This window comes from Stenotrophomonas sp. BR163, assembly GCF_047520985.2.
GTDB classification, from domain to species: Bacteria; Pseudomonadota; Gammaproteobacteria; order Xanthomonadales; family Xanthomonadaceae; genus Stenotrophomonas; species Stenotrophomonas sepilia.
Genome location: NZ_JAXBRE020000036.1, coordinates 15,634 through 28,055, shown reverse-complemented (window position 1 = coordinate 28,055; position 12,422 = coordinate 15,634). Strand labels below are relative to the sequence as shown.

General features: G+C 65.7%; 11 protein-coding genes. 7 read left to right on the top strand and 4 right to left on the bottom strand.

Going from position 1 to position 12,422, the window contains the following annotated elements; all coding sequences use genetic code 11:
* Nucleotides 1-66 precede the first annotated feature (66 nt).
* The 3 genes from glpK to ACM0PY_RS19285 all read right to left on the bottom strand — a co-directional run bounded on the left by glpK (nucleotide 67) and on the right by ACM0PY_RS19285 (nucleotide 4,029).
* A complete protein-coding gene (gene glpK, locus ACM0PY_RS19295) occupies nucleotides 67-1,566 on the bottom strand; it encodes a glycerol kinase GlpK (protein WP_180886233.1) in 1,500 nt (499 codons plus the stop codon).
* Nucleotides 1,567-1,668: 102 nt separating this feature from the next.
* Nucleotides 1,669-3,153, bottom strand: coding sequence for a glycerol-3-phosphate dehydrogenase (glpD, locus tag ACM0PY_RS19290; protein ID WP_134972580.1), 1,485 nt, complete (start codon nucleotides 3,151-3,153; stop codon nucleotides 1,669-1,671).
* A gap of 240 nt (nucleotides 3,154-3,393) precedes the next feature.
* Nucleotides 3,394-4,029, bottom strand: coding sequence for an OmpW/AlkL family protein (locus ACM0PY_RS19285; RefSeq protein ID WP_005419535.1), 636 nt, complete (start codon nucleotides 4,027-4,029; stop codon nucleotides 3,394-3,396).
* Nucleotides 4,030-4,215: 186 nt separating this feature from the next.
* Between ACM0PY_RS19285 and ACM0PY_RS19280 the strand changes: the two genes are divergently transcribed.
* The 3 genes from ACM0PY_RS19280 (at nucleotide 4,216) to lpdA (ending at nucleotide 8,544) form a co-directional block, all read left to right on the top strand.
* Nucleotides 4,216-4,731, top strand: coding sequence for a DNA-deoxyinosine glycosylase (locus tag ACM0PY_RS19280; RefSeq protein ID WP_180886231.1), 516 nt, complete (start codon nucleotides 4,216-4,218; stop codon nucleotides 4,729-4,731).
* Nucleotides 4,732-4,898: 167 nt separating this feature from the next.
* The gene (gene aceF, locus ACM0PY_RS19275; RefSeq protein ID WP_180886229.1) at nucleotides 4,899-6,629 is read left to right on the top strand and encodes a dihydrolipoyllysine-residue acetyltransferase; all 1,731 of its coding nucleotides are present in this window, start codon (nucleotides 4,899-4,901) and stop codon (nucleotides 6,627-6,629) included.
* 106 nt (nucleotides 6,630-6,735) lie between these two features.
* Complete coding sequence (lpdA, locus tag ACM0PY_RS19270) at nucleotides 6,736-8,544, top strand: dihydrolipoyl dehydrogenase (RefSeq protein WP_065178009.1); 1,809 nt, start codon at nucleotides 6,736-6,738, stop codon at nucleotides 8,542-8,544.
* A gap of 447 nt (nucleotides 8,545-8,991) precedes the next feature.
* On the opposite strand, the gene ACM0PY_RS19265 is transcribed toward lpdA, so the two are convergent.
* Complete coding sequence (locus ACM0PY_RS19265) at nucleotides 8,992-9,810, bottom strand: hypothetical protein (RefSeq protein ID WP_005419516.1); 819 nt, start codon at nucleotides 9,808-9,810, stop codon at nucleotides 8,992-8,994.
* Nucleotides 9,811-10,266: 456 nt separating this feature from the next.
* On the opposite strand from ACM0PY_RS19265, the gene ACM0PY_RS19260 reads away from it, so the two are divergent.
* The 4 genes from ACM0PY_RS19260 to ACM0PY_RS19245 all read left to right on the top strand — a co-directional run bounded on the left by ACM0PY_RS19260 (nucleotide 10,267) and on the right by ACM0PY_RS19245 (nucleotide 12,420).
* Nucleotides 10,267-10,632, top strand: coding sequence for a hypothetical protein (locus ACM0PY_RS19260; RefSeq protein WP_014648497.1), 366 nt, complete (start codon nucleotides 10,267-10,269; stop codon nucleotides 10,630-10,632).
* Between the two features lie 31 nt (nucleotides 10,633-10,663).
* Nucleotides 10,664-11,464 (top strand): F0F1 ATP synthase subunit A, encoded by an 801-nt coding sequence (atpB, locus tag ACM0PY_RS19255; RefSeq protein ID WP_010481316.1) that lies wholly within the window; start codon nucleotides 10,664-10,666, stop codon nucleotides 11,462-11,464.
* Nucleotides 11,465-11,537: 73 nt separating this feature from the next.
* Nucleotides 11,538-11,843 carry a F0F1 ATP synthase subunit C gene (gene atpE, locus ACM0PY_RS19250; RefSeq protein ID WP_005411133.1) on the top strand — a complete coding sequence of 102 codons (306 nt, stop codon included), beginning with the start codon at nucleotides 11,538-11,540 and terminating at the stop codon, nucleotides 11,841-11,843.
* 106 nt (nucleotides 11,844-11,949) lie between these two features.
* Entirely contained in the window at nucleotides 11,950-12,420 is a 471-nt protein-coding gene (locus ACM0PY_RS19245; RefSeq protein ID WP_005419512.1) for a F0F1 ATP synthase subunit B, read from the top strand.
* Nucleotides 12,421-12,422 lie beyond the last annotated feature (2 nt).

Below are 12,422 nucleotides of genomic sequence, written 5' to 3'. Positions count from 1 at the left end.
GCTGGCCGGCAACCCCCTGATCTTTGGCGGCGTTTGCAGATTGCCGGCCAGCGGCCGGCACGACCTTCAGTCGACGTGGAAGGCGAGGGTGGCGGCAACCGCCTGCTGCCATCCCGCATACAGCTTCTCGCGCCGCGACACCTCCATCTGTGGCTCGAAGCGCCGGTCCAGGCCCCACTGTGCAGCGATCTGTTCGCGGCTGGACCAGAACCCGACGGCCAGGCCGGCCAGATAGGCCGCACCGAGCGCGGTGGTTTCGGTCAACCGCGGCCGCAGCAGCGGCACACCGAGGATGTCTGCCTGGAAGCCGGCCAGGAAGTCGTTGCCGATCGCACCGCCATCAGCGCGCAGCTCGGTCAGTGCGATAGCGGCATCGGACTGCATTGCATCGAGCACGTCGCGGGTCTGGTAGGCCATCGATTCCAGCGCGGCGCGCACGAAGTGCGCCTTGCGCGTGCCACGGGTCAATCCAAACATCGCACCGCGCACATCACTGCGCCAATAGGGCGCACCCAGGCCGACAAACGCCGGCACCAGATAGGCGCCGCCGCTGTCGGGCACCTGCGCGGCCAGTGCCTGGCTGTCGCTGGCGCGTTCGATCATGCGCAGTCCGTCGCGCAGCCACTGCACCACCGAGCCGGCGATGAAGATCGACCCTTCCAGCGCATACTCCACGCGCCCGTCCAGGCCCCAGGCAATGGTGGTCAGCAGGCCGTTGCGCGACCGTACCGCCTGCGCGCCGGTATGCATCAACATGAAGCAACCGGTGCCATAGGTGTTCTTGACCATGCCCGGCTGGAAACAGGCCTGGCCGAACAGTGCCGCCTGCTGGTCACCGGCGATGCCGGCGATCGGGATCGGGTGGTCGAAGAAGAACTGCGGCCGGGTGTGTGCGTACACCGCACTGGAGTCGCGCACCTGCGGCAGCATCGCGCGCGGGATGTCGAGCAGGGCCAGCAGATCGTCATCCCAATCCAGCGTGTGGATGTTGAACAACAGCGTGCGCGCCGCGTTGCTGTAGTCGGTCACATGCGCCTGGCCGCCGCTGAGGTTCCACACCAGCCAGCTGTCGATGGTGCCAAACAGCAGCTCGCCACGTTCGGCGCGCTGCTGCGCACCTTCCACGTGGTCGAGGATCCAGCGCACCTTGGTCGCAGAGAAATAGGCATCGATCAACAGGCCGGTCCGCTCGCGGATCAGCGCTTCATGGCCTTCGGACTTCAGGCGTTCACAGATGGCGTGGCTCTGCCGCGATTGCCAGACGATGGCGTTGTGGATCGGCTGGCCGGTGGCACGGTCCCAGACCACGGTGGTTTCGCGCTGGTTGGTGATGCCCAGTGCGGCGATATGACGCGGGTCGATCTGCCCGCGGCTGAGCAATTCGGTCAGCGTGGCATAGACGCTGGTAAGGATCTCGCGCGGGTCATGCTCGACCCAGCCGGGTTGCGGGAAGATCTGCGCGAACTCGCGCTGCGCGCTGCCGATGATGTCGCCGGCACGGTCGAACAGGATCGCGCGCGAACTGGTGGTGCCCTGGTCGATGGCCAGCACGTAGCGGGGCGTCATGCAGCGTCTCCGGTAGAGCAGTCAGGGTAACTTACCTTTCTCTCTGTAGAGCCGAGCCATGCTCGGCTGCATTTGCACAACGCAGCCGAGCATGGCTCGGCTCTACAGCGTGGAGTGTTCGATCCACGCCTGCAGCCGTGTCACCTGCGCAGCGTCCAGCCGCAACCCCAGCTTGCTCCTTCGCCACAGGACGTCCTCGGCAGTGCGCGCCCACTCTTGCTCGCGCAGAAAGGCCACTTCCCGGGCATGCAGGCCGCCGCCAAACGCCTCGCCAAGATCGTGCAGGCCCCGTACACCCTGCAGCAGTTCCGCGCTGCGACTGCCATAGGCCCCGGCCCAGCGTCGCGCGATACCTGCGGGCAACCAGGGTGCCGATACCTGCAGATGCGCGCCCGCCTGCGCGGCGTCGCCCCAGTCGCTGCCTGGCAGCGGGTCTCCGTTTGCTGTCCACGCCGCTCCCATCTGCGGCAGGGCGGGCCGCAGCAGCTCCAGCGCTTCCTCGGCCAGCACCCGGTAGGTGGTCAGCTTGCCGCCCAGCACATGCAGCGCCGGTGCCGGGTCCACCTGCAGCTGCAGGCGGTAATCGCGGCTGAGTCTTGCCGCGCGCGGATCGGGATCAGCCAGCAGCGGGCGGACACCGGCGAACTGCCAGACCACATCTTCCGGCGCGATGGGTTCATGCAGGTAGCGATTGGCCGCTTCGCACAGGTACGCCACCTCTGAAGGCAGCACGCTGCAGCGCGCCGGGTCGCCGCGATAGTCGGTGTCGGTGGTGCCAACCAGCAGGTGGTCGTGGGCGAAGGGCAACAGGAACACCACGCGTCCATCGGGTTGCTGCAGCAGGCACGCGCTGTCATCGGGCCAGGGCCGGCGCAGGACGATGTGGCTGCCTTGTACCAGCCGCAGCGCGGGGCCGCCACTGCGTGCCTCCATCCGTTCCAGCAGGCCGCCGGCCCACGGCCCTGCCGCATTGGCGACGGCGCGCGCGGTCACCTGCTGCTGGCCATCAGCGGATTCCAGCACCGCCTGCCACCGGCCCGGCAAGGGCTGCAGGTCGATGCAGCGGCTGCGCACACGCACCTGTGCGCCCCGCTGCGCGGCATCCAGGGCGTTGAGCAGCACCAGTCGCGCGTCATCGACCTGCGCGTCGGCGTAGCTGAAGGCCTGCCGCAGATCCGGCGAGAGCCAGGGGCCGAGCGGATCGCGCTGAAGGTCCAGGGCGCGCGAGGCGGGAAATGCCGGGCTGCGACGGCCCAGGTGGTCATACAGCCACAGTCCCGCGCGTAGCATCCAGCGTGGGCGCAGATGGGGTTCCCACGGCAGCACAAAGCGCAATGGATGGACCAGATGGGGCGCCTGCCGCCGTACCACCTCGCGTTCGCCCAGCGCCTTGCGCACCAGCCCGAGCTCGCCCTGTTCCAGGTAGCGCAGGCCGCCGTGGATCAGCTTGCTGCTGGCGCTGGAGGTATGCGCGGCAAGGTCGTGCTGCTCGCACAGCAGCACGCGCAGGCCGCGGCCGCTGGCGTCACGGGCGATGCCGGCACCGTTGATGCCGCCACCGATCACCAGCAGGTCGACGTCGTCCATCGTGTCTCCGCGTCCTGTGTCTGTAGCCGAGCCGCGCCACCATTGACTGTGGGCGCCATTGAACGTAACGCATCGCAATGCGCGCGGAGCCCGCCGCTCGACTCGGGATAGGGGGCTTGGCTCGACTCTACAAAAAGGCAGTCGAGCATGGGCCCGACTCTACAGAACGCCGGTGACGGAAACGACGACGGGCCCCGAAGGGCCCGTCGCGTTGCATCAGTGAAGCAGGTGCAGCCTGGATCAGAAGCGGGCGCCAATGCCGAAGCCGACGGTCCACGGATCCATCTTGGCTTCGCCGATCTTCTCGCCGCCAACCTTGATGTCCGGGCGGGCGCGCATGTAGCGGGCGTCAGCACGGGCAAACCAGGTGGAGTTGATGTTCATGTCGACGCCGACGGTACCGATCACGCCCTTGGCATCCTTGAAGCGGATGTCGGTGTCAGCGCCGTTGCCCAGCTTCTCGTTGCTGAAGCTCGACTGGTAGTAGCCGACGCCCACGAACGGACGGAACACGTTGTCAGCCTGGCCGAAGTGGTACTGGCCGCTCAGCGCGACCGGCTGCTGCTCGACCGAGCCCAGGCGGGCGTTGTTCGGGCCCTTGAACTTGTTGTCGAACTTGTCAGCGGCGCCCCACAGTTCAACGGCCCAGTTGTCGTTGATGTAGTAGCTGAAGCTGACGGTCGGCGCCGGGCCACCATCGGTCTTCTTCACGCCGGAGATCGGGTCGTTCTTCGGTTCCAGCAGCGAGATGCCGCCAACAACGGCAAAATGCTTGCCCGACGCGGTGTCGGTGCTGCTGCTGTCCTGGGCGAAAGCGGCCGGCGCGAAGGCGGCGGAGGTCAGCAGGGCGAGACTCAGGATACGGATGGAGCGCATGGGGGTATCTCCTAATGTTTCTTGTTTTGGGCCCCCGGTTGCGGGGCGAGCACACCGTAGTCGCCCCAACATGAATCGAATCCGACGCACGTTAAAAAATAGTTTTCCTTGTTCAGCGACGGGTACGGAACGCCTGTATTCATGGGGTTTCTGGCGCTCGGGGACATTCATGCAGTTGGAGATGATGTGAGCACAGCAACGTTGTGCATTGGCCTGCAAGCGCAGGTGAACGTGGAGTGCAGGGTGCTGCTGCTGGGCTCGATGCCGGGCGTGGCGTCCCTGCAGGAGCAGCGCTATTACGCCCATCCGCGCAACCGCTTCTGGCCGCTGATGGCCGACATCTGTGGTTTCGACGCGGATCTGGCCTACGCAGCGCGGCTGCAGGCATTGAATGCCGCGGGCATCGGTCTGTGGGATGTGATCGGTCGCTGCGAGCGCCGAGGCAGCCTGGACGCGGACATCGTGCGTGGCACGGAAGTGGCCAATGCACTGCCGGAACTGATCGCCACGCTGCCTGAGCTGACGCTGATCGGCTGCAATGGCGGCGCATCATGGCAGGCGTTCCAGCGCTGGGTGCTGCCGCAGCTGGAGGCCCCGCCACAGGTGGTTGCATTGCCCTCGACCAGCCCGGCCAATGCGGCGTGGTCGTTGCCGCGCCTGCGCCAGGTCTGGCAGCCGGTCGCAGACGCACTGGCGACATGAAGCGGACATCGTCCGGACAATACGCTACCGACTGGTCGCGGCCGGGACCCGCGGGCAACAGCCTGTCCCGGCTGCGTGCGTACTGAAAACATCTGTAACGGTTGGCGCTGGACCCCGCTGGCCGCACAATAGAGGTTTCCCTACACCAGATTGCCGGAGTTATCCCCATGGCCGAAATCAAGGAAGCACTTGTCCCCGATATCGGTGACTACAGCGATATCCCGGTAATCGAGGTGCTTGTCGCCGTCGGCGACACGGTCAAGAAGGACCAGGGCCTGGTGACGCTGGAAAGCGACAAGGCGACCATGGAAGTGCCGTCCTCGGTGGCAGGCGTGGTCAAGGAACTGAAGGTCAAGGTGGGCGACAGCCTGTCCGAAGGCAAGGTCGTGGCGCTGATCGAAGTGGCCGAAGGCGAAGCCGCCGCGCCGGCCGCCGCCGCACCGGCACCGGCCAAGTCCGCTGCCCCGGCTGCCGCCACCCAGAGCGCGCCGGCCCCGGCCGCCGCTGCGGCGGCCGCTCCGGCCACTCCGGCCACTCCGGCCGCCAGCGGTGGCGCAGTGGAAGCGCTAGTGCCGGACATCGGCGACTACGCCGGCATCCCGGTCATCGAAGTGCTGGTCGCCGTCGGCGACACGGTCAAGAAGGACCAGGGCCTGGTCACGCTGGAAAGCGACAAGGCCACGATGGAGGTGCCGTCGTCAGTGGCAGGCGTGGTCAAGGAACTGAAGGTCAAGGTGGGCGACAACCTGTCGCAGGGCGACGTGGTTGCCATCATTGAAGCCGAAGGCGCTGCCGCGCCGGCACCGACCAAGGCGGCGGCTGCCGCTGCTCCGGCTGCCGCCGAGACCGCCACCAAGGTCGAGCCGGTCGCTGTGCCGGCACAGCCGGACAAGCTGGCGGCGCGCGAGATCGCTTCGGCCGGCACCCCGTCCAGCCCGCCGGTGCAGTTCAACGCCGATGGCGTGCTGCCGGCCAAGGTGCCGTACGCCACCCCGGCGGTGCGCGTGTTCGCCCGCGAGCTGGGCGTGGACCTGCTGCAGATCAACGGCACCGAGAAGGGGGGCCGCATCACCAAGGCTGACGTGCAGAAGTTCGTCAAGGCCGCACTCAGCGGTGGTGTGCCGGCAGCTGCCGGTGGCGCCGTCGCCGCCGGTGGTGGCCTGAACCTGCTGCCGTGGCCGAAGGTCGACTTCAGCAAGTTCGGCGAGACCGAAGTCCAGCCGCTGTCGCGCATCAAGAAGATCTCCGGCGCGAACCTGGCCCGCAACTGGGCGATGATCCCGCACGTCACCCAGTTCGAACAGGCCGACATCACCGACCTGGAAGGCCTGCGCGTGGCGCTGAACAAGGAAAACGAGAAGGCCGGCATCAAGCTGACCATGCTCGCCTTCCTGATCAAGGCCAGCGCCGCGGCGCTGAAGAAGTTCCCGGAATTCAACGCCTCGCTCGACGCCAGCGGTGAAAACCTGACCCTGAAGAAGTACTTCCACATCGGCTTTGCCGCCGATACGCCGAACGGCCTGGTCGTGCCGGTCATCCGCGACGTGGACAAGAAGGGCGTGGTGCAGATCGCGCAGGAAACCGGCGAACTGGCCAAGAAGGCGCGCGACGGCAAGCTGGGCCCGGCCGACATGAGCGGCGGCTGCTTCTCGATCAGCTCGCTGGGCGGCATTGGCGGCACCGCGTTCACTCCGATCGTCAATGCACCGGAAGTGGCCATCCTGGGCGTGTCCAAGTCCTCCATCCAGCCGGTCTGGAATGGCAAGGAGTTCGCGCCGAAGCTGATGCTGCCGCTGTCGCTGAGCTACGACCACCGCGTCATCGACGGCGCCCTGGCCGCACGCTTCACCACGTACCTGTCGCAGGTGCTGGCCGACATGCGCCGCGTGCTGCTGTAAGGCATCGCTTCGCCCCCACCGTGCGGCCGCTGCCCCTGGCGCGGCCGCGTGAACAGATGCAGTGACAGCCCGCCGGCCCTGCCGGCCGGGCACAAGGAAAACCACCATGGCCACGATTGAAGTCAAGGTTCCCGACATCGGCGATTACAGCGATGTTCCGGTGATCGAAGTGTTGGTCGCCGTCGGCGACACGGTGAAGAAGGACCAGGGCCTGGTGACCCTGGAGTCGGACAAGGCCACCCTGGAAGTGCCGTCCTCGGCGGCCGGCGTGGTCAAGGAGATCAAGGTCAAGCTGGGCGACACCTTGTCCGAAGGCGCCGTGGTCGTGGTGCTGGACGCTGAAGGCGCCGCCGATGCCCCGGCCAAGGCCGCTGCGCCGGCTCCGGCTGCGGCCGCTCCGGCCAGCAAGCCGCCGGTGACCCCCTCGCACCGCGCCCCGGCCGAGCCGGTGGCACCGAAGCCGGCGCTGTCCAGTGGCAAGCCGGCCGACATCGAATGCGAAATGGTCGTGCTGGGCTCCGGCCCGGGCGGCTACACCGCCGCCTTCCGCGCCGCCGACGTCGGCCTGGACACGGTGCTGGTCGAGCGCTACGCCAGCCTCGGCGGCGTCTGCCTCAACGTCGGTTGCATTCCGTCCAAGGCGCTGCTGCACGCCGCCGCGGTGATCGACGAAGTGGCCCACGCCGGCGATTTCGGCGTCGAGTTCGGCAAGCCGACCATCACCCTGGACAAGCTGCGCCAGTACAAGGAAAAGGTCGTCAACCAGCTGACCAAGGGCCTGGCCGGCATGGCCAAGCAGCGCAAGGTCCGCAACGTGCAGGGCGTCGGCAGGTTCATCTCGGCCAACGAACTGGAGATCACCGCCGCAGACGGCAGCACCCAGCTGCTGCGCTTCCAGAAGTGCATCATCGCCGCGGGTTCGCAGGCGGTGAAGCTGCCGAACTTCCCGTGGGACGACAAGCGCGTGATGGATTCCACCGACGCGCTGGAGCTGGCCGAAGTGCCGGGCTCGCTGCTGGTCGTCGGCGGCGGCATCATCGGCCTGGAAATGGCCACTGTGTACAGCGCACTGGGCAGCAAGGTCACCGTGGTCGAGTTCATGGACCAGCTGATGCCGGGCGCCGACAAGGACCTGGTCAAGCCGCTGGCCGACCGCCTGAAGAAGCAGGGCATCGAAGTGCACCTGAAGACCAAGGCCTCGGGCGTCACTGCCGATGCCAAGGGCATCACCGTGACCTTCGAGGCGGCCGAGGAAGGCCAGGCGCCGGCGCTGGCGCAGGGCACTTTCGACCGTGTGCTGGTGGCCGTCGGGCGTTCGCCGAACGGCAAGAAGATCGATGCCGAGAAGGCCGGCGTGCAGGTCACCGAGCGTGGCTTCATCCCGGTTGATCGCCAGATGCGCACCAACGTGCCGCACATCTTTGCCATCGGCGACATCGTCGGCAATCCGATGCTGGCCCACAAGGCCACGCACGAAGGCAAGCTGGCCGCCGAAGTGGCCGCTGGCCACAAGAAGGAGTGGGTGGCCCGGGTGATTCCGTCGGTGGCCTACACCAACCCGGAAATCGCCTGGGTCGGCGTCACCGAGACCGAAGCCAAGGCCAAGGGCCTGAAGGTCGGCGTGGCCAAGTTCCCGTGGGCCGCCAGCGGCCGCGCGATCGGCATCGGTCGCACCGAGGGCTTCACCAAGCTGATCTTCGACGAGGAGACCCACCGCATCATCGGCGGCGCGATCGTCGGCGTGCATGCCGGTGACCTGCTGGCCGAGATCGGCCTGGCCATCGAGATGGGCGCGGAAGCCGAGGACATCGGCCACACCATCCACGCCCACCCGACGCTGAGCGAGTCGGTGGCGATGGCGTCGGAAATCTACGACGGCACGATCACCGATCTGTACATGCCGAAGAAGAAGTAAGGCGCCTGCGCCGTTCCAAATGAAAAGCCCCGGCATTTGCCGGGGTTTTTTTGTTGAGCCTCGATCACTCTCATTGCGAGCGTTCGGGCCGCAGCGCGGGTGGCAGGCATTTGGACAAATGTCCCCCGTCGCCCGCCTGTGGCGGTCGCCTCCTCCTTTACTTTGTCCAAACGCCTGCCACCCGCGCTGCGGCTCGGCTTGCGGACGGTCGAGCCGCAGAGGCCACTGCAACAGGCGCATAGATGCGTGACACGCGGAGGGAGTGGGGGCTGTGTGCGAAGTAAAGGAGGAGGTGACGGCCGCAGGCCGGCGCCGGGGGACATTCGCACGCAAGCCCCTCTCCCCCCGCGCTCGACCAACCAGCTTCTCTGCTCGACGATGCCACAAAAAACGCGGCCCCGATGTTCCGGAGGCCGCGCCAGGAGAGAGCGTGGAAGGGACGAGGGATCAGAACACGAAGCTGACGCCGGCCACCGGGCCCTTGAATTCCTGCTTCAGGCCGATGGTGCCGTCGCTGCCCTTCTTGTCCGCATCGAGCTTGAACCAGTCGTAGCCGGCGAACACACCGAAGTTCCTGGTGAAGCGGTAATCGACGATGGCGTTGGCGCGGCTCAGATCGCCCTTGTAGTCATCGAAGCTGCCCCAGCGCGTGTTGAGGTACTGGCCCTGCAGGGTGATCATCCACTTCTCGGACGGGGTGAAGCTCAATCGCGCACCGACCACCGGCGCCACGCCGTCTGTCTTCTCGTTGAGGAACTGGCCTTCGTACACGGTGCCCAGATCGGCGTAGGCCTTGGTGCTGACCTTGGCGTACTCGGCACCCAGCTGCAGGCCCAGGTCGAACGTATCGGTGTCCACCACCGAGTAGTCATAGACCAGGCTGGCCACCTGGTACTTCAGTTCGCCCTTGACGAAGCTGCCGGACGGCACGTTGACGTCACCGAAGGAGATGTCCTGGCCGAGGGTCTCACGGCGGTCCTTGTCGTACTTGAAATAGTTGAACAGCAGGCGCTGGCGGTTGCTGATGCGGAACATGCCGTCAATGCGCGGCTCCCACTCCTTGCCACCCAGCTTGAAGTCCTCGGAGAAGCCGATGTCCTGCCCGGCGACATTGGTCTTGCCGCGGAGCGTGTTGTCCGAGTCGATGTTCATCGCACCCAGGCGCAGGGCAAAGCGGTCGTCGCCTTCGGCGGCGTGGGCAGCGGTGGCGAACGAGGCGCCGGCGGCGATCAGGGAGAGAGCGAGCAGGGTGGGTACGGGGCGCATCGAAGAGTCCTTGCAGTGGTTCATCAGAATGAAGACCACTGTGCCGGACAGGCCCGTCCACCATCCGTGAACGTATGGTCCACGCCATGTGCACGGTTCAGTGCTGTCGCGACGATGCAAAAAGATGGCCCCGGAGACGGGCTTCGGGGCCATCGTGGGACCTGCGGGGTGGAGCCGACGAGGATGCTGCAGGCAGGTCGAAAGATCGGACCTGCGCATCCGGCGAAAGTTCCCCGCCTTCGACCAAAGTTCAATACTGCGGTGCAGCATCATGCGGACGTCATTGTCCCCCGGGTGGTACGCAAAAATGTAACCGTTACCGTAACTTGCGGCTTCCCGGGATGAACAGGCAGCGGTTGTCTCGCAAATTGTCCCATTGCTATAATTTGGCGGCTCGATGAGGCCCCCCTGCTGTAGCCGCCTCAGCCTTCCACTTGCAACCACGCGGGACGTCCTGTGCTGAACTCCGTTGATGCGGGTCGGCGACTGATGCTGCGCGCCGCGGTCTACCCGCTGGCCGCGGTCGCTGTCCTGGCCCTGGCCTTCCTGCTGGTCGGTCCGAAATACGCCCTCGGCGCGCTGGCGTCCGGTGTGGCCATTTCGGCCGGTGGCTGGGTGGCGGCAAGGATGGCGCTGGGGGGTGGTGCGGTGGCCGCAGGATCGGCGATGGCTCGCCTGATCATTGCGATCGTGGCCAAGTGGGTCGTGGTTTTCGGCGTCCTGCTGGTGGGGTTCCTGGTCTTCAAGCTGCCTGCATTGGCGCTGTTGGCCGGTATCGCCGTCGGCTTGATGTTCCAGGTCCTGGCGATGGCCAGGCGTTGACAGAATTCAATTAACTGAAGGTTCCGGACACATGGCGGGCGAGGCTCTAACCCCTACCAGCTACATCCAGCATCACCTGCACAACCTGACCGCGCCGGTCGGCAAGGGTGAGGGTATGTTCTGGCATATCCACGTCGATACCTTCCTCACTGCGGTCCTGATGGGCCTGGTGATCGTTGTCGCGTTCTGGCTGGGCACCCGCAAGGCCACCGCCGGCGTGCCGGGCAAGTGGCAGGCCTTCGTCGAGATCTGCCTGGAGTTCGTCGACCGCCAGGCCAAGGACACCTACCACGGCAAGAGCAAGCTGGTCACGCCGATCGCCATCACCATCTTCTTCTGGATTCTGCTGATGAATCTGCTGAAGATGATCCCGGCCGATTTCATCGCCAAGCCGCTGGAATGGGTGGGCGTGCACTACTGGAAGCCGGTGCCGACCGCTGACGTCAATGCCACCCTGGGCATGGCCATCAGCGTGTTCTTCCTGATGCTGTTCTTCGCGCTCAAGTCCAAGGGCCTGGGCGGCTTCATCAAGGAATTCCTGACGGCGCCGTTCGGCAAGTGGATGATGCCGTTCAACCTGATCCTCAACATCGTCGAGTGGCTGAGCAAGCCGATCTCGCTGGCGATGCGACTGTTCGGCAACATGTTCGGCGGCGAAATCGTGTTCCTGCTGATCTGGGTGCTGGGTGGTGCCGGTTTCTTCGGTGCCATTGCCGGTGGTGTGTTCGGCCTCGGCTGGATGCTGTTCCACCTGCTGGTGATCCCGCTGCAGGCCTTCATCTTCATGATGCTGTCGATCGTGTACCTGAGCCTGTCGGAAGACGCTCACTGAGTTTCAAGCTTCAACGCGTTTCAACCTTCATCCGTTTCATCACCCTTAGCAACTTAAGTTCCTGGAGATAACCATGTACTTCGCCGTCCTGACCAACTTCGCGCAGATTCAGAGCTCCACCGCCCTTGCCGTCGGCATCATGATCGGCCTGGCCGCGCTGGGCGCCGGTCTGGGTCTGGCCATCATGGCTGGTAAGTTCCTGGAGTCGGCCGCGCGCCAGCCGGAACTGATCCCGGTCCTGCAGGTCCGCATGTTCATCACCGCCGGCCTGATCGACGCCGCGTTCATCATCTCGGTCGCCGTTGGCCTGCTGCTGGCCTTCGCCAACCCGCTGTCGGCTGCCTTCGCTGGCGCCGTCACCAAGGCTCTGGCCGGCTGATACAGCGGTTTGAGACGACCGGGTGCTGATGCACCCGGTTTCGGATGAAGGCCGGATGTGCCGCTACGGCGGCGCGTCCACCCCGAAACCAGCGATCGAGCTAACCATGAATATCAATTTCACCCTTCTTGCGCAGGCGCTGGCCTTCGCTGGTCTGATCTGGATCATCGCGACCAAGATCTGGCCGCCGCTGATGAACGCGATCGAAGAGCGCCAGCAGAAGATTGCTGAAGGCCTCGCTGCTGCCGACCGCAGCCAGAAAGATCTGGCCCAGGCGCAGGAGAAGGTCAACGAAGCGCTGAAGGAAGCACGCACCAAGGCCAACGAGATCATCGATCAGGCCCACGCGCGTGCCAACCAGATCGTTGATGCTGCCCGTAACGAAGCGATCACCGAAGCCACCCGTCAGAAGGAACTGGCCCAGGCTGAAATCGACGCCGCCGCCAACCGTGCCCGTGAAGATCTGCGCAAGCAGGTGTCCGCGCTGGCCGTGACCGGTGCCGAAAAGCTGCTCAAGCGCGAAATCGACGCCAACGCCCACAAGGCGCTGCTCGACGAGCTGGCCTCGGAGATCTAAGG